The following is a 20,944-nucleotide window of genomic DNA, read 5'->3' on the forward strand; positions in this document are numbered from 1 at the left end:
GGGGCAAGGGGCGTATGGATGTCAGTCTGGGGATAAGGGCCGTGGAGCTTCTTTGCTCCCGCCTTTGCCATGATCTGGTGGGGCCGGTCGGGGCCATCAATAACGGGGTGGAACTGCTGGAGGATGGCGGGGCTGCCAAGGACGATGCGCTGGATCTGATTGCTGACAGCGCTGAAAGTGCGGCCGCCCGGCTGCGGCTTTACCGGCTGGCGCTGGGTGCCGCCGGTGGTCAGTCCGCCCTGTCGCCTGCCGATGGCCGTGCTGCGCTGGAAGGCTGGTTCCGGGCCGGGAAGATTCGCCTGGACTGGACAGCCCGCCTGGATCAGCCGGCGCCGGGCCTGGTAAAGCTGGCACTGCTGGCGGCCCTGATGGCAGAGGAGGCGCTGCCGCGCGGGGGACAGGTGCGGATCGACGGCGCAGACGCTGCCCTGTCCATCATCGCGTCTGGTGTGGGGGCGACCCTGCGTCCCGAAATGGCCGCTGCCCTGGGCGGTCATGTGGCAGAAGCCGATCTGAGCCCACGTTCCATCCTTTCCTTCGCGGTGCCACGCATCGCCCTGGCCTATGGTCTGGACTTCTCCCATGTCGCCGCTGCGGACGTCCGGTTTCTTCTCCGTCGCCCCGGCAATTGATTGCGTTTCGATTCGTCACCGGTAATGCGGGTGGCAAACTGTTCAACCTCACCGGGCGCCGCGCGGATACCGGACAGGGAGAGAAAACGACATTCGAATGGCCGAACCTAACCGAAAAGAGGTAATGTTCCCCTTGCCAAAGCCGGGCCCGACAGGCCATCAATTCCATCACGACACAAAGATTTTAACTGAATTCCGAGACTCTTCATTGGCCGACCGGCGGCCGGGCGCGTACAAGGGTTCTTCACCGGACGAAGGCCGGCGTATGACGCGGAAACTGGAATTTCCCGAAACGGGGCGTGGACCATGGATGATCTGCTGAGTGAATTCCTCACTGAGACCAATGAGAACCTCGCCGTCCTTGACGTCGAGCTGGTAAAGCTGGAGCAGAACCCCAACGATCCGGGGCTGCTGTCCAACATCTTCCGTCTGGTTCATACGATCAAGGGGACCTGCGGCTTCCTGGGGCTGCCGCGGCTGGAATCGGTGGCGCATGCCGCTGAAAACGTGCTGGGCAAGTTCCGCGATGGCGAACTGAATGTCTCGCCCTACGCCGTGTCGCTGATCCTCGAATCGCTGGATACGATCAAGGGCATCCTGTCCGTTCTCGAAGCGACCGAGGCGGAGCCGCCCGGTGGTGACCAGGACCTGATCGACCGCCTGAATGCCATGGCTGAAGGCCGGGAACTGCCGAAGGCCTCCGCTGCTGCTACGGTTGCTGCCGCGCCGGCAGCACCGCCGCCGCCCGAAAACGACCCCGAAGAGTTGTTCGTCCCCGTCCCCGCGCACCTGACCCATACCCTGGCCCCCGCGTCCCCGCCGCCGCCGACGCCAGCTCCGCCGCCGGCCCCGGCGCCCAAGCAGGCTGTGGCTGCGGTTGTCGAGGCGCCGGCCCCGTCCGTGGAAGTGGCCGCCCCGGCCGCCGCCGCTCCGCCGCCGCCGCGTGCAGAGCACCAGGACGAGGTGCGTGGCGAGGCCAAGGAAAGCGCGCTGGCCCAGCAGACGATCCGCGTGCATGTCGACCTGCTCGAAAACCTGATGACCATGGTTTCGGAGCTGGTGCTGACCCGCAACCAGCTTCTGCAGATCCTGCGTTCGCAGAAGGACAGTGAATTCGCCGCCCCCCTGCAGCGTCTGAATCATGTGACGTCGGAGCTGCAGGAAGGCGTCATGAAGACGCGCATGCAGCCCATCGGCAATGCCTGGGCCAAGCTGCCGCGTCTGGTCCGCGATCTCAGCCACGAACTTCACAAGAAGATCGAGCTGCAGATGCTGGGTGCGGAAACGGAACTGGACCGCCAGGTTCTGGAACTGATCAAGGACCCGCTGACACACATGGTCCGCAATTCCGGCGACCATGGTCTGGAAACCCCGGCCGACCGCGTCGCCGCCGGCAAGTCCGAAACGGGCCGCATCACGTTGAACGCCTATCATGAAGGCGGTCACATCATCATCGAGATCAGCGACGACGGTAAGGGTCTGCCGCTGGGCAAGATCAAGGGCAAGATCATCCAGAACGGTCTGGCGACCGAGTCGGAACTGGCCCAGATGTCGGATCAGCAGATCCAGCAGTTCATCTTCAAGCCCGGCTTCTCCACCGCCGCCAAGGTGACGTCGGTGTCCGGCCGCGGCGTTGGCATGGACGTGGTGAAGACCAACATCGAGAAGATCGGCGGCACGATCGAGATGCGGTCGGTCGAAGGCCGTGGCACGACCTTCACCATCAAGATCCCGCTGACGCTGGCGATTGTGTCGGCCCTGATCGTCGAGTGCGCGTCGGAGCGGTTCGCCGTTCCGCAGATCAGCGTCATCGAACTGGTCCGTGCCGCCGACGACAGCGAACACAAGATCGAGCGTATCAACGGCGCCCCGGTCCTGCGTCTGCGCAACCGTCTGCTGCCGCTGGTCAGCCTTCAGCGTCTGCTGAAGCTGGGCACGGCGGAGGATGACGACAAGCGCGAGACCTTCATCGTGGTCAGCCAGGTCGGCAACTACACCTTCGGCATCATCGTCGATCGCGTCTTCGACACCGAAGAAATCGTGGTGAAGCCCGTCGCCCCGATCCTGCGCCATATCGAGCTGTTCTCCGGCAACACGATCCTGGGCGACGGCTCGGTGATCATGATCCTGGACCCCAACGGCATCGCCACAGCGTCGGGCAATATGGCCGGCGTGCAGGATACCCAGGTCGCCACGCAGGATGTGGCCAAGTCCGCCCGCCGCGAGGACGACAAGATGGCCCTGCTGCTGTTCAGCGCCGGCGATGGTGGGCCGAAGGCCGTGCCGCTGTCGCTGGTTGCCCGTCTGGAAGATGTCGATCTCAACCAGGTCGAACTGTCCAACGGCGAGCCGGTGGTTCAGTATCGCGGCAAGCTGATGCCGCTGGTGCCGATCGATCCCAACTGGAAGATCGTGCGCGACAAGCGCCAGCCGGTGGTTGTGTTCGCCGATGGCGACCGCTCCATGGGCCTGGTCGTGGACGAGATCGTCGATATTGTCGAAGACCGTCTGCAGGTCGAACTGGGGACGGAGCGCCAGGGTTTCCTTGGGTCCGCCATCATCGCCAACAAGGCGACCGACGTCATCGACGCCGGCTTCTACCTCACCCGCGCCTTCAAGGACTGGTTCGGCAACAACCACGAAAGCTTCGAGGACGAGCGTCAGCACCGCGTGCTGCTGGTCGATGACAGCCCGTTCTTCCGCAATCTGCTGACCCCGCTGCTGACCGTGTCGGGCTACGATGTCACGGCGGTGGAAAGCGCCGACGAGGCGCTGGCCCTGTGCGAGTCGGGCGAGGATTTTGACGTCATCGTTTCCGACATCGAGATGCCGGGCATGAGCGGTCTGGACTTCGCCCAGGCCGTGCGCAGCAGCAGCCGCTGGGCCGGGACGCCGCTGGTCGCCCTGTCCAGCCATGCCAGCCCGCGTGACCTGGATCGCGGCCGTCAGGCCGGGTTCAACGACTATGTCGCCAAGTTCGACCGTGAAGCCCTGCTCTTCACCCTGCAGCAGACCATTACCGAGAAAGGTGCCGCATGAGTGCCCGTCTCCCCGCCGTCAAGAAGGCTGGTTCCCAGGAAATCGCTACCGTAAAGAACGAGGATTTCGTTACGGCGACGATCGCGAATCAGCTGTTCGGCATTCCCGTGCTGCAGGTGCAGGACGTTCTGGGGCCGCAGAAGATCACGCGTATCCCGCTGGCACCGCCGGAAGTGGCCGGTTCGCTGAATCTGCGCGGCCGTATCGTGACCGCCATTGATGTCCGCATGCGTCTGGGCCTGCCCCCGCGGCCGGCCGACGGCAAGCCGGTGATGAGCATCGTGGTCGACCACAAGGGCGAGCTTTACTCCCTGATGGTCGATAATGTCGGCGAGGTGCTGTCCTTGTCGTCGGAGGACTTTGAGCGTCATCCGGCGACCATGGATCCGCGGTGGCGCGAGATTTCGACGGGCATTTATCGCCTGAAAGAAACGCTGCTTGTCGTTCTCGATGTCTCAAAGCTGCTGAACTTTGCTAATATCGAGGCCGCTTAACCCGCGTCCTGCATGCGAGGTCCGTTAATGAAGTCCTGTCTCGTCGTCGATGACAGCCGCGTCGTCCGCAAGGTAGCGCGCAAGATCCTGGAAGAACTCGGCTTCGCCTGTGATGAAGCCGAGGATGGCAAGCAGGCCATGGATTATTGCGCCAAGCAGATGCCGGACGCGATCCTGTTGGATTGGAACATGCCGGTGATGACTGGCATCGAATTCCTGCGCCGGTTGCGCAAGATGACGGGCGGGCAGGGGCCCAAGGTCGTTTTCTGTACGACGGAAAACGACCTGGCCCATATCCAGGAGGCCCTGTCGGCCGGCGCCAATGAATATATCATGAAGCCGTTCGACAGTGACATCATCCAGACCAAGTTCCAGCAGGTCGGCCTCCTCTGAGGTCGTCCGGGATTGCAGGCAATGAACGAGCTTCCCGGACGTCCGGTACCCCCCGCGGCACCGACCGGAACCGAACCTTATCGAGTGATGGTGGTGGATGACAGTGCGGTCATCCGCGGCCTGCTCACGCGGTCGCTCGAAGGGGATTCGGAGATCAAGGTTGTGGCCTCGGTGGCCAACGGCCAGATGGCGATCAACACGCTGCAGCGGCAGAGTGTCGATGTCATTGTGCTGGATATTGAGATGCCGGTGCTGGACGGGCTGTCGGCGCTGCCGCATCTGCTGGCCGTGGATCCGAACGTCAAGATCGTGATGGCGTCGACACTGACTGCCAAGAACGCGGATATCAGCCTGCGCGCGCTGAAGGCTGGTGCGGCCGACTATATCCCCAAACCGTCCTCCACCCGCGAGCTGACCAGCGCTGATGATTTCAAGCGCGAGCTGACGGAAAAGGTGAAGGCCCTGGGGGCGGCCGCCCGCAAGGCCGATCCGCGGAAGGGGGCGCCCGTGTCCGCCCCGGGCATCGCCCGCCCGGCGCCGGTGAGCAATATCACCCCGACGACCAGTTTCACCCTGCCGCAACCCGTGCGTGTGAAGCCGGAAACCGGCCCCCTGACCCTGCGTCCGCTGCCGGATTTCCGACCGGATATCCTGGCCATCGGGTCTTCCACGGGCGGGCCGCAGGCCCTGTTCGAGGTACTGAGCCATCTGAAGGAAGGCATCAGGCAGCCGATCCTGATTACACAGCATATGCCGGCCACCTTCACCACCATTCTGGCTGAACACATCACCCGCCAATGCGGCGTGCAATGTGCCGAAGCCAAGGACGGCGAACCGATCGTTGGTGGTCGCGCCTATGTGGCGCCTGGCGACTTCCATATGCTGGTGGTTCAGAAGAACGGTGTAAACTGTCTGACCCTGACCAAGGATCCGCCGGAGAATTTCTGTCGCCCGGCCGTCGATCCGATGTTGCGCAGCATCGTCCGTGCCTATGGGCGCAAGGTGCTGGTGACGATCCTGACCGGCATGGGTCATGATGGCCAGCGCGGGTCGGAAGCGGTGGTACAGGCCGGCGGCGCGGTGCTGGGGCAGGATGAACCGTCTTCGGTGGTGTGGGGCATGCCGGGGGCTGTGGCGACGGCGGGCTTGTGCAGCGCCATCTTGCCACTGAAGGAAATAGGGCCTTACATTCGGAAGATCGCATTGAGGCAGGCAGCATGAAGGTCGAAGACTTCGATATGTTCTGCACCCTGCTGAGGCAGCGGTCGGGTCTGGTCTTGACCTCAGATAAGGCCTATCTGCTGGAAAGCCGGCTGATGCCGGTTGCCCGCAAATGGAACCTGAAGGGCTTGGACGAACTCGCGGTTGCTGTCCGCAGCAAGCGGGATGAGGCGTTGCTTCGCGACATCACCGAAGCGATGACGACGAACGAATCATCCTTCTTCCGCGACCAGAAGCCATTTGACCAGTTCAAGGCCGTCGTTCTGCCCCACCTGCTGGCGAATCGGGCCGCCAAGAAACATATGCGCATCTGGTCGGCCGCCTGTTCCTCTGGCCAGGAAGCCTATTCCCTGGCCATGTTGTTGAACGAGGAAGGGTCCAGGCTGGCCGGGTGGAGGATTGAGATCATCGGCACCGACCTGTCGGGGGAGATGGTCAACAAAGCCAAGGCCGGTCTTTATACGCAGTTCGAAGTGCAGCGTGGTCTGCCCATCACCTTGCTGGTGAAGTATTTCAAGCAGGTGGGCGACAAGTGGCAACTGAATGATGATATCCGCAGCAAGGTCCAGTATCGGGAATACAACCTGCTGACTGACCTCACCCCGCTGGGACAATTCGACGTCATCTTCTGTCGCAACGTGCTGATCTATTTCGACCAGCCGACCAAGGGCAAGGTGCTGGAAGCCATGGCCAAGCTGATGCCGGCCGATGGGATTCTGTATCTGGGTGGCGCCGAAACAGTGCTGGGCATCACCGAGAAGTTCAAGCCCATGGAAGGGCAGCGCGGCTTGTATACGCTGGCGGGCAAGTAACCGGCTCCCAGCCGGTCCCGCCGCCGCTGCTTGCTGCGATGCCGGTGGCTCCGGCGCGTCCTATGCGTTTAGTCTCGAGATTTCCGGCGGGAACAAGGCGTATGATAAACGCCTTGGACGCGTTCCGGACGTGTGACATGTCAATCCCACGCCTCTTGCTGTTGCTGTTTCTGTTTCTGCCGGCCCCCTCTGTGGGGGCGGCGGATCGGGTGACGTTTGGCCTGCGTGAGGCGGCACCCTTGGTCTATTCCGACAAGAATGGACAGCTTGCAGGCGTGGAATATGAACTGCTGTCAGCCATCTTCCGGGCGGCCGATCTGGAAATGGACGCCTATATCGGTTCCAACGCCCGGCTTATGGTCGCGGCCAATGGGGCTGCCATCGCGGGTTTGGCTCCCGTCGTCGGCGAGGCTCCACCCGAGGTGCTGCTGACCGACAGCTATATCACCTATCAGAACGTCGCTGTGACGCTGACCGGCCGGGCGATCAAACTGCAGCGACCATCGGATCTCTCCCGCTGGCGGGTACTGGCTTTCCAGCGCGCCTCGAAGGTGCTGGGCGCGGAATTCGCAGATGCTGTTGCTACCTCCCCTTCCTACCGGGAGGAACCGACCCAGGCGCTCCAGGCGCGTGGTCTGCTCTACGGTCGATATGACGTGGTCGTGGGGGAGGTTAGGGTGATGCACTATCACGTCGCCCAGGTGCTGCTGGAAAGCAATGGCGGTGTCCGCCAACCCTTGCCCATCGATACCCATTATATCTTTGCGCCCACCCATTACCGCGCGGGGTTCCGGGACGCGGCCCTGGTGGCGAGGTTCAATGAGGGTTTGCGGCGCATTCGCGCCGATGGCAGCTACGACGCCATCCTGGCCCGCTACAACGTCACGCAATAGGCAGGGGCAGGCGATCGACGCGCAGCGCCCGCACACGGTTCACCACCGACCAGCCGCCGGCCAGTTCCCCCATCGGGGCGACCATCCAATCCCACTCGGCATCGCTGTCGGGCAGTCTGGCGCCGAACAGCGGGTCCTCATTCTTCGATACGCGCCGGTCCGGATCGACGATATGCCGCCAGACGTCGCCGATCAGCAGCGTGGGACAGGCGAAGTGCCGCAGATGCGCCATATGCGCCTCCACGATCGAACGCGCAAAGGCGTCGGCATCGACATGCGGCCAGCGCTTCTGGACCTGTCGGCGCGGGACCAGCGGCAATTGTGAGATCAGGTTGCAGGACACGACCAGCCCAAGGCCCGGTTCGTCCAGAAAGGCCCCGCTGCCCGGTACGGGGGGGCTGCTGGTGAGGGGGATGGCCAAGGGCGCGGCCAGGCCGGTCAGATCACATTCGACCAGATGGATGGCCGGGTGGCGCCGGGCAAGCCGCCGGGCCGCCGGCGGGTGGGCGACATCGACCAGCAACAGCCGGTGGAACCGGGCCAGCAGCTCCGGTATCGGCAGGTCCAGACAGGGGCCCGACCCCAGGATCACGGCCGTGTCGGCATCGGCCGGGACATCATCCAGCGCCGCCAGGATGGCTTCTTTCGTCCGCTGCTGGTGCGGGGCCCAGGCGCGGGTGCAGCGGGCGGCCCGGCTGACGCAGGCTACCGACGCGTATCGGTAGCCCAGCCGGACCAGACCGGGGGCGCAGCGCGTGCGCAGGCTGATCAGGATCTCGCGGATCATGGGCGGTCCGGCCGGAACGGCAAAAGGGCCGCCCGGCGGCGCCGGACGGCCCTTTCAACCCTGGGCTTACTTGGCGGTCAGGCCCGCCGTCTGGATACGCTGGCGCAGCGCGTCCAGAAGGGCGTCGAACTTGCCGCCATTGCTGTCGATGACGCTGGCGAATTCGGACCGTTGCGTGACGCTCATGCTGACATTCTCGACGATGACGTCGATGATCTTGAAGCCGCCATCCTTGTTGCGAACCCGCCAGGAGACATTGACGGGCGGGCCATCGGGCCGCAGCACCTGCGACGAGACGACGGCGTCATTCTCCCCGGACGCCTGGGCGCCGCCAACCTTGAAGCTCTCGCCCGCATACTGGCTGAAACGCTCGGCATAGACCTCTACGATCATCTGCTCGAACAGGGCCTGATATTCCTTCTTCTGGGCGTCAGTGGCGATGTTCCAATAACGGCCCAGCACGAAGCGGCTGATGGTGTTGATATCGAAATTCTGGTTCAGCAGGTCGCGGAACACGACCTTCGCCTGATCCTTGCTGTTCTTGGGGTCGGCCAGGGTAGCGATGGCCCTGTCGCCCAGGGACTGCACGAACTTGGCGGCGGCCTGGGAGGTCGGGGCGGCTTCGGCCTGCGCCGTGCCGATCACCATGGCCGGCGCGGTGAGGGCAGCCACCCCGGCCAGCAACAGCAGGGCAGCGCCAGTCAGCGGCGAACGACGATGGAAAGTGGGGTTGCTCACGTCTCAATCCTTTGGATTACTGCACCAATCTGCCGGTCGGCCGGGCCGCCGACAGTGACGCGCGTCACGATTCCGTCAATGCCCGGTAATCGTTCCTTCAACACATGGATAACGCGCAATTGCGTCCGATCTGGGGCGTCCCACCGATAGCGTGCCACGGCCCGCTTGAAAAGCCGCATCGCGCGGGGGTCGGCCAGCCGCAGATGAAGGGGTGTTTACATCGCATAAAGATATCTTTATATCTTGATCTGATGCTGAGTTGAGGGGGCGGGTATGGAGTTCCTGTTGAATGCGCTGAAAGCGGCGGCGGAGCCGACAAGGCTGCGTCTGCTGGCGCTGTGCGCACACGGGGAACTGACCGTGACCGAGCTTACCCAGATTCTGGGCCAAAGCCAGCCGCGCGTATCGCGCCATCTGAAGCTGCTGTGTGAGGCGGGGTTGCTGGAACGGTTCCGGGAAGGCATCTGGGCCTATTACCGGCTGGCGGAACGGGGGGCGGTGGCGGAACTGGCCCGCACCCTGGTCGATGCCATTCCCGATGAGGATGGCGGGCTGACGCTGGATCTGGAGCGGCTGGACCTGATCAAGCAGGGGCGGCGTGAAGCCGCCGACCGCTATTTCAGCGAAAATGCCGCCCGCTGGCACGAAATCCGGGGCCTGCATGTGCCGGAGCGGGAGGTGGAGGAGGCGCTGCTGTCGCTGCTGCCGGAAAGCGGGATCAGTGACCTGCTGGATGTCGGCACGGGCACCGGGCGCATTCTGGAACTGTTTGGCCCGCGCATCGCCCATGGCCTGGGTGTCGATGCCTCGCGGGAGATGCTGGCCGTGGCGCGGGTCAATCTGGAACAGGCGGGCCTGCGCCATTGCCAGGTGCGACTGGGTGACATGTACCAGCTGGCGCTTCCCGGCCAGAGCCAGGACGCCGTGATCTTCCATCAGGTGCTGCATTACGCGGAGGAGCCGGCCACCGCCATTGCCGAGGCGGCGCGCGTGCTGCGGCCCGGCGGCATCATGCTGGTGGTCGATTTTGCCCGTCACGAGCTGGAATATCTTCGCGAGCAGCAGGCGCATCGCCGCCTGGGCTTCACGGACGAGGAAGTGCGGGGCTGGCTGGTCCGTGCGGGCCTTGCGCCCGAACCCGTGCGCACCTTGCCCGGCGATCCCCTGACCGTCTGCATCTGGCGCGCCGTGCGCACCGATACCCCTGCCATCCGGCCGACGGCCGTCAAGATTTCGTAAGGGAGAGACCCCATGAGCCTGAACGACCTGATGGATGCGGCGGCCACCCCCGCCCCCCTGATCACGGCCCCCGGCGACCTGACCGTCAGTTTCGAATTCTTCCCGCCCAAGACGGAGAAGATGCACGAGAATCTGTGGACGGCGATTCGTCGTCTGGCACCGCTGAAGCCGGCCTTCATGTCGGTGACCTATGGCGCCGGCGGATCGACGCGGGAACGCACCCATGCCACCGTCACCGCCATCCAGGCGGAAACCGGCATCCCGGCTGCGGCCCACCTGACCTGCGTGGCCGCGACGAAGGAAGAGATCGACGAGATCGCCCGCAGTTACTGGGCCGCCGGCATCCGCCATATTGTGGCCCTGCGCGGCGATCCGCCGCCGCGCGCCGACGGCACGGGCGGCCTGGGCGGCCGGGGCTATGAACCGCATCCCGGCGGCTATGCCTATGCGGCCGATCTGGTTGCGGGGCTGAAGCGCATTGCCGATTTCGACATTTCCGTCGCCTGCTTCCCGGAAGTCCACCCGGAGGCGCCCAGCGCCCAGGTCGATCTGGATAATCTGAAGCGCAAGGTCGATGCCGGGGCCAACCGCGCCATCAGCCAGTTCTTCTTCGATGCCGATGCTTTTCTGCGTTTCCGGGACAAGGCCGACGCCGCCGGCATCGCGGTGCCGATGGTCCCCGGTATCCTGCCCATCCTGAATTTCCAGAAGGCGGCCGAGATGGGGGCCAAGTGCAACACGGCCATGCCGGCCTGGATGCATGACCTGTTCGACGGGTTGGACGATGCGCCGGAGACCAGGCATCTGGTCGCCGCCACGGTGGCCGTTGAACAGTGCCGCTATCTGGAACGTCATGGCGTGAAGCAGTTCCATTTCTACACCATGAACCGTGCCGACCTGACGGTGGCCATCTGCCATATGCTGGGTGTACGCGCGGCCAGGGGCTGACGCCCGGTCATTCGGGGCGGATGACCTGTCCGCTCCGAATGAAGGCTGCCAAGCGCGACATGATGCAACAGGGCGGCACCCCCTGTTGCACGGGGCGGCGCTATTCGTCCTGCCAGTAATCCACGGCCGATCCCGGCGTGGTGATCAGCCGGAAGCCGCTGCCGACATGGGAGATGCCGATCTTGCCGCTGTCGGGATAATCCACGATGTCGGGTGACTGCATGGTGCTGATCGCCAGGTAGCGCAGGTCGTCCGTTCCATTGTTCAGGATCTGGTGCGCGCTTTCCACGCCGCCGGGCGGGCAGGCCACGATATCGCCGGCGCGCAGCGGGTGGGTTTCGTCGCCCAGCCGTAAGATGCCTGTGCCCGACAGGATGATGAACATTTCCTCATTGATGCGATGGTTGTGCAGCGGGAAAGCGCGCTTTCCCGGCGGCAGCACCGTCAGCGTACAGCCCAGATGGCGGGCGCCGATCTTGGGGCCGATCCGGGCCCGCAGCGGTGCGAACCGTTCCGCCGCGTCGCCCGGTGGCTGCCGTTCCGGCGGAAACGGTTCCGGCGTGATGTCGGCCATATTGATGATCGGGTTTGTCTTCGCCTCAGTCATGGTCACTTCCGCCCTGATGTACTTGTTTTGTTCCCTAAGGATCGCACAAAAAAGGCGCCTCGTCCAGGAAGCGCCTTGGCGGGTCAGGCCGAGAACGGCGGTGCCGTTCCCACCCTTACCATTTGCGTTCGGTCTTCATCTGGCCGCCGTTCAATGCGTCCAGGAAGCTGTTGGACTTGCCGCCCTTGGCCCGGACCATGCGCGGATTGGGCTTGCGCTTGGCCTGTTCGACCACCTTGATGGCCGTCGTGGTCGCATCATTTTCCACCCGGCGACGCACATCGCCATCCAGGCCTTCGAAAGCCTGACGGGCGAAGGTGAGCGCGTTTTCTGACTGGGTTTCCACAACCTGACGCAAAGCATTGGCCGCCATCAGGCATTCCAGCCGATCGGGGCCGGTGATGTCATCCAACGTGCTGGCCAATATCCCAATCGCTTCCAGCGTCTTGGGATCCTTCAATTCCACGGACATTCCTATCTGCACCCTTCAGGTACACTTGCTCGTGCATATAGTCACACCGTCCGCAAAAATACGCAATACGTGGGCGTGGTTAAAATTCCGTCATGCGGCCGTGGCGGGGCCCGTCTGCGTCGATATCTGCTGAGATGGACTTTACAGGAAGAGAGGCTGACGCCATGGTCATACCCATGTCGCACCTGACCATGACCACTAGCACCACGACTAAAAAGACCACCCTGCGGGGCGGGCTTCTTGTCGTGCGCGCGGTCTGACGCGACGGTCGACAGAAGCCAGATGCCCCGCCGGGAACGGACGGGGCGGCTCCAGGTGGACCAGACCCTGTCTCCGGCATAGCCGTTGAAGGAACAGGGTTGAAATGAATGTCCGCGTCGCCCCCGATAGCCTGAGCCAGTCCGCCGGTCGCCCCATTTCCGTCGCCGTTGTCGGTGCCACCGGCGCCGTCGGCGTTGAAATCCGCGAATGCCTGGAAAAGTCGGGCCTGAACCTGGCCCAGGTGCGCCTCTTGGCTTCCAAGCGATCGGCCGGCTATGCCGTACCCTTCAAGGACGGCACCCTGGTGGTGGAAGAACTGACCGACGACAGTTTCCAGGGTATCGACTATGCCCTGTTCTCCGCCGGCAGCGGCGTGTCCAAGCAGTTCGCGCCCAAGGCCGTCGCGGCCGGTGCCGTGGTCATCGACAATTCATCCGCCTTCCGCATGGAAGCCGAGATCCCGCTGGTGGTGCCGGAGGTCAACGCGGACGTGATCCCGGCCCAGCCCGGCATCATCGCCAATCCCAATTGCGTGGCCATCATCGCCACGGTGCCGCTGGCCCCGCTGGAGGCGCAGCACAAGATCCGCCGCCTGAACATCGCGACATATCAGGCGGCCAGCGGGGCGGGTGCGGCCGCCATGGAGGAGCTGCGTGCCTCCACCGCCGCCTATCTGGCCGGCGAAGCCTATGCGCCGCGTGTGCTGCCGCATCCCTATGCCTTCAACGTCTTCTCCCACAACGCTGCCATCAACCCGGAGACGGGCTATAATGGCGAGGAGGAGAAGGTGATCGAAGAGACGCGCAAGATCATGCGCCGTCCCGACCTGCATATCAGCATCACCTGCGTGCGCGTGCCGGTGCTGCGCGCCCATTCCATGGCCGTGACCGTGGAGTTCGAGGAGGAGGTGACCCCCGATCAGGTCCGCGCCATCCTGCGCGATGCGCCCGGCGTGCGCATTGTCGAGGACATTGCCGGCAACCATTTCCCGATGCCCAACGAGGCGTCGGGCCAGGGCGATGTGCTGGTTGGTCGTATCCGCCGCGACGTCGGCGACCCGACCGGCCGCTCCATCGCCCTGTTCCTGGCCGGCGACCAGTTGCTGAAGGGCGCGGCACTGAACGCCGTGCAGATCCTGGAACAGCTGGTGGGGTAAAACGGGCGCTTCTGCCCATTCATGGGCGATGATGCCCAGACGCCTTTTGATCCGCGGCGGGACAGCTTGACCGATGGTCACGCTGTCCCGTCCCTTGATCACCGGTCATCCATGATGGCTGGCGATATTACTTCACCTCCACCTTGGTCAGGTTGTCGTCGGAATTGCGGTCGATCAGCTTGTTGTAAGGGTCGATGCCGACATGGGTGGGCAGTTTGTCGACGATCACCTCGATCCGGCCACCCTGGTCGGTGAAGGGCCGCTTCTCCAGCAGGATCACCTTGTCGGCGGCAAAATCATCGGCACCGGGGCTGGCGGTGAACAGGCCGATATCGATGGGCAGGGCGAAGGGGGCCTTGGTCTCCTTGCCCTTGCCATCGGCATAGGCCTTGGACGCCGTCACCTGGAAGCTGACCTTGTACTTGCCGTCCTCCTGCTTCTCCGCCTTGGCATCGGTGGCCTTCAGATCGTAGAGCGTGATTTTTTCCAGCATGTCGCTGATCAGCTCTGCCTTGTCCGGGCCGGCCTCTTCCTTCAGCAGCGCGATCAGGTCGGTGGAGCGGGGATAGGGGTCGGCCTTGTATTTATGGCCGGCCACCAGCCGGGCCAGCGCCCGGTTCACCACGCCCTCTCCCAACTGGTCGCGCAGGAAATAGAGCGCGCCGGAGCCCTTGTTATAGTGGATGTACTGCTGGTTCTCCACGCGGGCCAGCGGCTGCTCCTCGATCTCCTCCTGCCCGCGGGCGCGCAGATAGCGGTCCAGTTCATATTTCAGGAAACGGCGGATCTTGTCGGGGCCGTAGGTCTTTTCCATGACCATCAGGGCGCTGTATTGCGACAGGCTTTCCGACAGCAGGGTGGCACCCTGGACATTGGCCCCCATCACCTGATGCGCCCACCATTGGTGGGCCACCTCATGCGCGGTGACGTAATAGACATAGTCGATCTTTTCCGGCTTGCGCACATCGGTGATGAAGCCGATGGCCTCTGAATAGGGCACGGTGTTGGGGAAGGACTGGGCAAAGCTGGCATAGGCCGGGAATTCCAGGATGCGCATCTGCCGGTGTTGATAGGGGCCGAACTCCTTGCCGAAATAATCCAGGCTGTCCTTCACCGACTGGATCATGCGGTCGATATTGTAGGCATGCGGCGCGTGGTAATAGACGGCCACATCCACATCGTTCCACTTGTCCTGCTTCACTTCATAGCGGGCCGACAGCCAGGAATAGAAATGCAGGATGGGGGCGTCCATCTTGTAATGGAAATAACGCCGGCCGTTCTCCGTCCATTCCTTTTCCAGATAGCCCGGCGCCATGGCGATCTGATCCGCGCTGGTCGAGATGGTGGTCTCGAAGGTCACGAAGTCGCTGTCGCTGCGCAGGTAGTTGTTGCGCCACTCACTCTCATCCTCCAGCGCCGGCATGCGGTCGTTGGGCGGCAGGTCATATTTGCGACGGTCGCCCCGCCCCTGGATCATCAGGTCGCCATCGAAGCCGATGACGGGGGTGACGTCAGGATTGTGGATGAAGCTGCCATTGTAGACCACGTTCGTCCCGCCGCCTTCGTTGGCGAAGCCCTGGTAATGCAGGCGGGTGGCGAAATCCAGCGACAGGCGCTCGCCGGGCCTCAAAGGTTCGGAGAGCGTGATGGTGTAATGGTTGTACTTCTCATCAATCTTGGTGTCCTTGGCCCGTTCCAGGGTGACGGATGGGATGGTGAAGGGCTTGGAGCGGGGCCGGAACTGCAAGTGGATGACGGGGATGTCCTGGTCCGTCTTGTTTTCCAGCACATAATGCCCCCGCACCTCCAGCCGCCGTTCGGCGGGGAACAGGTCCGCGTCGGTCTTCACCTCCGTGATACGCGGCTGCGGCAGCTTTTCCAGATGGCGGTAGGTCTTTTCATATTCCACCTGCGCCAGTTCTCTCTCCTTCTTCGATGAGACGGCATTCAACTGGTGGGTGTTGTGGAAGATGAAGGTGCCGGTGGCGATGAAGCCCGCCAGGCACAGCCCGGCAAGGGCGCCCTGCGGCAGGGTCCAGCCACGGGCCAGGGCCGCGAAACGCTGGCGCACAGGTGCCAGGGTGCCGCGGGTCCAGGCGCGCTGGGCCAGCAGGATCAGCAGCACGGCCATGAACCCCCAATAGAGGGAGAACCAGGTATAGCCTTGGGCAAAATGGCCCATGCCGTTCATGTCCGACAGGCGCACGTTCGGCAGGGCGCCGAACAGGACCATGTTGTCCTCGATCCCCAGCTTGCCCGCCATCATGCCCAGGATCATCCAGGCCACCATCAGCAGCATGCCCAGATACTTGTTCCCGGCCAGCACCTGCATCAGCATGGCCATGACCGCGAACAAGAAGAACTGATAGCCAAAGGACAGGATCAGGTAGCGGACATAGAGGCTGAGATCGATCAACTGGGGCTGCCCCTTGATGATCTGCACCGCGATACCCATCAGGATGGCGACGATCATCAGGAACAGCAACACCAGGGCCATGGCGACGAATTTCGACAGCACGAACACCCAGGACGGGGTGGGGGTGGCGTCAATGATCTCGTTGAACTTCACGCCGCGTTCGCGCCAGACCAGTTCCCCTGCGTAATAGATGCAGACAACCATGGGCACGATGGAGAAGGTGCCGGCCAGCAGCTCCACCACCTCCCGCGTCACGGGATAGACATCGGTGCCGTAGAGCGTGCCCATGTTGAACAGGGACCCCAGCGCATTGAAGGCGCCCAGCACGATCAGCACCAGGAAGCCCAGGCTTTTCAGCACGGCCGTCACCTCGAAACCCGTGCGCAGGCGAAGCTGTGTCAGGGCTGCCCCCAGGCCGGTCCGGGGCGTGGCCTGCGGCAGGGACAGGCTGACCAGGGTGGCGGTGGTCGGGGCGGCGGATTTCTCCGCCTTGCGCGGGGCGCGTTCGGCAAAGCTGAAGCGCCAGATGGTCAACCCGCTGACCAGCAGGCCGAAACCCAGCCAGAGCAGGCGGTTCCACAGCAGCGGCCCTTCCAGGGCCACCATCTGTGTGTTGCGTTCCAGCATGGTCCAGTAGCGGGTGGCATTGCCCAGGGCCGCGATCCCGAACGGGTCCAGGATGGCGCGGATCTCCCGGTGCTGCGGTTCGCTGAAGATGTTGGACAGCAGCAGATAGAGCACCAGTACAGCCACCAGACTGACATAGGTCAGCATCAGGCTGCGCGTGGCCGTGGCCACCGCGAAGAAGATGGCACCCATGGCCAGCAGGTTGGGAATGGCCAGCACGGCCAGGGTAAACAGATAGTCACCCGGCCGGAACGGCCCCACCTTTTCCGGGTCCAGCCACCACATGGCGCTGCCCAGGGCAATGCCGACGGCCGTCATGGAGAAGGCGAGCGCCACGGCCACGAAGGCACCGGAGAAGCGGCCCAGCAGGAACGGATATTTGCCAACGGGCAGGGAATGCATGATCCCCGCCATCTTCGTATCCGTGTCGCGCAAAACGACGTTTGCCAGGATGGCCACGGGGATGAACATGCCGAACAGCGACAGGATGGTGATGACCTGCAAAATCGCGAAGGGCGAATTCACATGCACCGCGTCGCTGGACCCGATGCGGATATTGTCGACCGTGGTGGCCAGGAAGGTCAGCAGCCCGAAGATCAGGGCCGTGACGATGAAGACGGGCTGGCGGATCTGGTATCGCAGCTCGAACCAGGCGATCTTGCCGAACATGGGCATCTCCCGGTTCAGGCGGCGGCGCGGGTGGCGCGGAGCGTGGAGAAGTAGACATCCTCCAGGCTGCCGGCGACCGGTTCGAACCCGTCACCCGGGTCCTGGTCGCTGACCACATGCACCACGGAGCGGCCGGCGAACAGGCGGGCGGAAATGACCTGATGGCGGGCCTGGTAATCCGGCACCTCGGCCTTGTCGATCAGCTTGCGCCAGATGCGGCCACGCATGCTGTCGATCATGGCCAGCGGTTCGCCCTGGGCCACGATGCGGCCGCCGACAATGATCGCCATGTTCTGGCAAAGGTCGGCCACATCCTCCACAATATGGGTGGACAGGATGACGACCACATTCTCCCCGATCTCTGACAGGAGATTGTGGAAGCGGTTGCGTTCCTCCGGGTCCAATCCTGCCGTCGGTTCGTCCACGATGATCAGCTTGGGGTCGCCCAGCAGGGCCTGGGCGATGCCGAAGCGCTGCCGCATGCCGCCGGAATAGCCGGCCAGCGCCTTCTTGCGCACATCATAGAGATTGGTCTGTTCCAGCAGGCCCTTCACCACGTCGCGCCGCACCTTCGCGTCGGTCAGGCCCTTCAGCACGGCCAGATGGTCCAGCATGTCTTCGGCCGAGATGCGGGGATAGACGCCGAATTCCTGCGGCAGATAGCCCAGCACCCGGCGCAGCGCCATCGGATCGGCCAGCACGTCGATTCCATCGAAATGGATGGCGCCGCTGGTCGGCTGCTGCAAGGTGGCGATGGTGCGCATCAGTGTCGACTTGCCGGCCCCGTTGGGGCCCAGCAGGCCGAACATGCCGCGCGGCACCTCCAGCGTCACATTGTTCAGCGCCTGGACGCCATTGGCATAGGTATGGGACAGATTGGCGATCGAGAGCATTCAGCACCCGTTTATTCTGGTTGTGACCGACAGCGATGCGCACCACGGCGCGAAACCTGTTTATGGATCACAACAGAGTGCCGGTCCGATGCGCTGTGGTAAAGAAGTTGTTAATGATTGGCCCCTTCGCATGCCGAATGGTTGGTACCCTGCAAAATCCAGGGCGCCGCCATCCTAACTGGCGACTATCGGGGCGTCAGCCAACAGCCTATAAGGGGCCGCGTGACCATCCGTTTTCGTCTCATCGAAATTAACCGGGCCATGAAGCGCACCTATACCCGCAAGGAAGTGCAAGACCTGCTGGGCGCCCTGGAAAACCAGGCGCGGGAAGCCATCCGTCTGGCCAGGACGGCGGAGGAGGAAGCGGCCAAGGACAGTTTCCAGGCCTATAACGAATTCCGCAACAAGGTGGGGGAATTCCGGGCGCTCTGCATCCTGATCGAAGGCCGGCTGCGGGCCGTCGATACGGCCCGTGTCGACGACCTGAAGGAAGAATATGCGCGGCTGGACACGCTGATGCTGGGCCTGCTGGTCCGCGCTTCCATGCGGTTCTTCTTCGTGCTGTCGGCCAAGACCATGCTGCCCGTCGGGGCGCGGGAAATCTTCATCGCCGAACTGCGCAGCCTGCACGACGCGGCGGAAAAGCTGCGCCGCCCCGAATATGCCGCGACCATGGGCGAAAAGCTGAAGGGTGATCTGGAGACGGCGGAGATGATCCTGGAAGAGATCATCGACAAGGCGCCGGGGCTGCTGCAATTCAGCTGAGGACGAATCCGCGCGGGTGGGCCGGCCTGCGCCCGGCCGGCACCCACCCTTGCACCTGCCCCGACGTGGGCGGAACGCTCACGGGGCCGCCTGCGGCTCCACCGGCGGCAGGTAGAGGTCCTGGTAGAAACCGCTGGTTTCCACGCTGATGGTCACCGGCGTGTCGCCGCGATTATGGAAGTACCAGCCATGGGCGCCGGTGAAGGGCGCGGTAAAGGCCCCCTGGGCGCTGTCCAGGTCCTTGCCCTTCCAGTAGCGGGAGAATTCGCCCTCCTTGGCATTGGGCGGTTCGCCATGCATGTCAAAACGGACCTGTCCGCCGCTGGCCTGCCAGCGGAAGATCAGGTGGTCGCCCTGCGCCATATGGGCCTTCACTTCCGCCCCCGTATGCGGGGCCAGCACCAGTTCCTGCCGGTCGCTGCGATAAGGGGTGGCCTTGGCAATCTCTGCCTGGGTGGGGATGCCGGGGGCGATGGCCGTCGCGGGCGCGGCGGCCATCGCTGCCACCGCTTCCGCCGGACGCGGCGTCGCCAGCTTGGTCAGGCCCAGGGCCCGTCCGGCCCCCGTCGGGTCCATGCCATATTCGGCCGGCAGCACGAACAGGGTCAGGATCAGACCGGCGGCGGCCAGTGCCCCCAGCCCGGCCCCGGCCAGCGCGCGGGGTGATGCCTGATAGGCAGGCAGTGACATGTCGGTCATCGTGACACTCCTTCAGGCGCGTTCACTGGCGAAGCCGGCCAGCTGATAGCCGACCAGGACCAGCCCGGCCGCCATCAGCGTGGCGTTGGCAACCAGGACGGATCGGTTGAAGCTGCGGGTGGTCCGCCACAGATTCATGGCGATCAGGATCAGGCACAGGGCCATGAACTGCCCGATCTCCACGCCCACATTGAAGCTGACCAGATTGGGCAGCAGCCCGTCCGGCGACAGCGACAGTTCCTGCAGCTTCGTGGCCAGGCCGAAGCCGTGGAAGAAGCCGAAGATCAGGACGGCGGCCTTGGTGTTGGGCTGGAAGCCCAGCCAGGTCTTGAAGGCGCCCAGATTGTCCAGCGCCTTGTAGACCACCGACAGGCCGATGATGGCGTCGATGATATAGGCATCGGCCCGGATATCGGCCAGCACGCCCAGCAGCAGCGTCGTGCTGTGCCCCACGGCGAACAGGGTGACATAGGAGGCCACGTCGCGCAGCCGGTACAGGAAGAAGATCACCCCGACCAGGAACAGCAGATGGTCATAGCCGGTGACCATGTGCTTGGCCCCCAGATAGATGTAAGGGATGATGTGGACACCCTGGGCATCCTCGATGAAGGAACGGTCCTCCTCAGACACGCCATGGGCCATGGCCGTGCCGTCAAGGCCCAGGAACAGCAGGAACAGGACCGCCAGGATGAAGGGGAGGGCGGCGCCAAGGCCGCCCCCGGTGATGCGTCGTGCAGGGGGGAGCGGCATCGGGCGGCCCCGTCACTTCACGGTGAAGGCCACGATCGTGCGCACCTGGTTCGTCTTGTTGACGATCAGGGCCCCGACCTTGGTGCCGGGGGCCAGCTTGACCCCGGGTGCGTCCAGGCGGTTGCCGGCACCGGGCACCATTTCCACCTGCCGCTTGCCGGCCGGGTCCATGATGGTCAGCGTCACAGTCAGGTCGGTGGCGGCCACCGGCTCATCCTCCTCCGCCACAAACACGGAGGTGCCATCGGTACCGGCCACCAGCTCGACCAGGGTTTCGCCGGACAGCTGCACGATGCCGCCATGCTGCGGCGTGGTGTTGCCATGGGCCAGGGCCGACAGGGGGGCCAGGGCCAGGGTCAGCGCCAGGGGCAGCCAGAGAACCTGCTTCTTCATGATGATCTCCAATCCAAAGGAATGATGCGCGAAGCCGGAG

General features: G+C 63.8%; 20 protein-coding genes. 11 read left to right on the plus strand and 9 right to left on the minus strand.

Annotation, left to right across the window (positions count from 1 at the left end; all coding sequences use genetic code 11):
* Positions 1-14: 14 nt before the first annotated feature.
* The 7 genes from ACODTW_RS14160 to ACODTW_RS14190 all read left to right on the plus strand — a co-directional run bounded on the left by ACODTW_RS14160 (position 15) and on the right by ACODTW_RS14190 (position 7,484).
* Positions 15-632 carry a histidine phosphotransferase family protein gene (locus ACODTW_RS14160; protein ID WP_488946668.1) on the plus strand — a complete coding sequence of 206 codons (618 nt, stop codon included), beginning with the start codon at positions 15-17 and terminating at the stop codon, positions 630-632.
* Between the two features lie 306 nt (positions 633-938).
* Complete coding sequence (locus ACODTW_RS14165) at positions 939-3,671, plus strand: hybrid sensor histidine kinase/response regulator (RefSeq protein ID WP_488946669.1); 2,733 nt, start codon at positions 939-941, stop codon at positions 3,669-3,671.
* Entirely contained in the window at positions 3,668-4,165 is a 498-nt protein-coding gene (locus ACODTW_RS14170; RefSeq protein WP_488946670.1) for a chemotaxis protein CheW, read from the plus strand. Before ACODTW_RS14165 ends, ACODTW_RS14170 begins: the two co-directional genes overlap by 4 nt.
* Positions 4,166-4,192: 27 nt before the next feature.
* The gene (locus tag ACODTW_RS14175; RefSeq protein ID WP_488946671.1) at positions 4,193-4,558 is read left to right on the plus strand and encodes a response regulator; all 366 of its coding nucleotides are present in this window, start codon (positions 4,193-4,195) and stop codon (positions 4,556-4,558) included.
* A gap of 21 nt (positions 4,559-4,579) precedes the next feature.
* A complete protein-coding gene (locus ACODTW_RS14180) occupies positions 4,580-5,779 on the plus strand; it encodes a protein-glutamate methylesterase/protein-glutamine glutaminase (RefSeq protein ID WP_488946672.1) in 1,200 nt (399 codons plus the stop codon).
* Positions 5,776-6,591: a CheR family methyltransferase gene (locus ACODTW_RS14185; protein ID WP_488946673.1), complete on the plus strand. Its 816-nt coding sequence runs from the start codon at positions 5,776-5,778 to the stop codon at positions 6,589-6,591. The genes ACODTW_RS14180 and ACODTW_RS14185 overlap by 4 nt, the downstream gene beginning before the upstream one ends.
* Positions 6,592-6,728: 137 nt before the next feature.
* Positions 6,729-7,484, plus strand: coding sequence for a substrate-binding periplasmic protein (locus ACODTW_RS14190; protein ID WP_488946674.1), 756 nt, complete (start codon positions 6,729-6,731; stop codon positions 7,482-7,484).
* On the opposite strand, the gene ACODTW_RS14195 is transcribed toward ACODTW_RS14190, so the two are convergent.
* Both ACODTW_RS14195 and ACODTW_RS14200 read right to left on the minus strand, forming a co-directional pair.
* On the minus strand, positions 7,474-8,271 hold the full coding sequence (locus ACODTW_RS14195; RefSeq protein WP_488946675.1) for a hypothetical protein: 798 nt from the start codon (positions 8,269-8,271) through the stop codon (positions 7,474-7,476). The two genes, ACODTW_RS14190 and ACODTW_RS14195, sit on opposite strands and share 11 nt — an antisense overlap.
* Positions 8,272-8,337: 66 nt before the next feature.
* On the minus strand, positions 8,338-9,009 hold the full coding sequence (locus ACODTW_RS14200; protein WP_488946676.1) for an MlaC/ttg2D family ABC transporter substrate-binding protein: 672 nt from the start codon (positions 9,007-9,009) through the stop codon (positions 8,338-8,340).
* 273 nt (positions 9,010-9,282) lie between these two features.
* Between ACODTW_RS14200 and ACODTW_RS14205 the strand changes: the two genes are divergently transcribed.
* Both ACODTW_RS14205 and metF read left to right on the plus strand, forming a co-directional pair.
* Positions 9,283-10,248 (plus strand): ArsR/SmtB family transcription factor, encoded by a 966-nt coding sequence (locus ACODTW_RS14205; RefSeq protein ID WP_488946677.1) that lies wholly within the window; start codon positions 9,283-9,285, stop codon positions 10,246-10,248.
* A gap of 12 nt (positions 10,249-10,260) precedes the next feature.
* A complete protein-coding gene (gene metF / locus ACODTW_RS14210; RefSeq protein WP_488946678.1) occupies positions 10,261-11,196 on the plus strand; it encodes a methylenetetrahydrofolate reductase in 936 nt (311 codons plus the stop codon).
* A 100-nt stretch (positions 11,197-11,296) separates the two neighbouring features.
* Here the strand turns inward: metF and ACODTW_RS14215 are convergent, their stop codons facing one another.
* Together ACODTW_RS14215 and ACODTW_RS14220 are read right to left on the minus strand one after the other, a co-directional pair.
* On the minus strand, positions 11,297-11,803 hold the full coding sequence (locus ACODTW_RS14215) for a cupin domain-containing protein (protein ID WP_488946679.1): 507 nt from the start codon (positions 11,801-11,803) through the stop codon (positions 11,297-11,299).
* A 115-nt stretch (positions 11,804-11,918) separates the two neighbouring features.
* The gene (locus ACODTW_RS14220) at positions 11,919-12,275 is read right to left on the minus strand and encodes a hypothetical protein (RefSeq protein WP_488946680.1); all 357 of its coding nucleotides are present in this window, start codon (positions 12,273-12,275) and stop codon (positions 11,919-11,921) included.
* A 364-nt stretch (positions 12,276-12,639) separates the two neighbouring features.
* On the opposite strand from ACODTW_RS14220, the gene ACODTW_RS14225 reads away from it, so the two are divergent.
* Positions 12,640-13,692 carry an aspartate-semialdehyde dehydrogenase gene (locus ACODTW_RS14225; RefSeq protein ID WP_488946681.1) on the plus strand — a complete coding sequence of 351 codons (1,053 nt, stop codon included), beginning with the start codon at positions 12,640-12,642 and terminating at the stop codon, positions 13,690-13,692.
* Between the two features lie 127 nt (positions 13,693-13,819).
* Here ACODTW_RS14225 and ACODTW_RS14230 read toward each other — a convergent pair whose 3' ends face one another.
* Positions 13,820-17,404, minus strand: coding sequence for an ABC transporter permease/M1 family aminopeptidase (locus tag ACODTW_RS14230; RefSeq protein WP_488946682.1), 3,585 nt, complete (start codon positions 17,402-17,404; stop codon positions 13,820-13,822).
* A gap of 14 nt (positions 17,405-17,418) precedes the next feature.
* Complete coding sequence (locus tag ACODTW_RS14235; protein ID WP_488946683.1) at positions 17,419-18,297, minus strand: ABC transporter ATP-binding protein; 879 nt, start codon at positions 18,295-18,297, stop codon at positions 17,419-17,421.
* A gap of 222 nt (positions 18,298-18,519) precedes the next feature.
* Between ACODTW_RS14235 and ACODTW_RS14240 the strand changes: the two genes are divergently transcribed.
* Positions 18,520-19,062 carry a hypothetical protein gene (locus tag ACODTW_RS14240; protein ID WP_488946684.1) on the plus strand — a complete coding sequence of 181 codons (543 nt, stop codon included), beginning with the start codon at positions 18,520-18,522 and terminating at the stop codon, positions 19,060-19,062.
* Between the two features lie 78 nt (positions 19,063-19,140).
* Here the strand turns inward: ACODTW_RS14240 and ACODTW_RS14245 are convergent, their stop codons facing one another.
* Genes ACODTW_RS14245 through ACODTW_RS14255 form a run of 3 tightly spaced genes read right to left on the minus strand, consistent with a single transcriptional unit; the run spans position 19,141 to position 20,904 of the window.
* A complete protein-coding gene (locus ACODTW_RS14245; RefSeq protein WP_488946685.1) occupies positions 19,141-19,761 on the minus strand; it encodes a hypothetical protein in 621 nt (206 codons plus the stop codon).
* Between the two features lie 12 nt (positions 19,762-19,773).
* Positions 19,774-20,511 (minus strand): HupE/UreJ family protein, encoded by a 738-nt coding sequence (locus ACODTW_RS14250; protein ID WP_488946686.1) that lies wholly within the window; start codon positions 20,509-20,511, stop codon positions 19,774-19,776.
* A gap of 12 nt (positions 20,512-20,523) precedes the next feature.
* On the minus strand, positions 20,524-20,904 hold the full coding sequence (locus ACODTW_RS14255) for a hypothetical protein (protein WP_488946687.1): 381 nt from the start codon (positions 20,902-20,904) through the stop codon (positions 20,524-20,526).
* Positions 20,905-20,944: the final 40 nt, after the last annotated feature.

It is taken from the genome of Niveispirillum sp. FG148 (assembly GCF_057809655.1).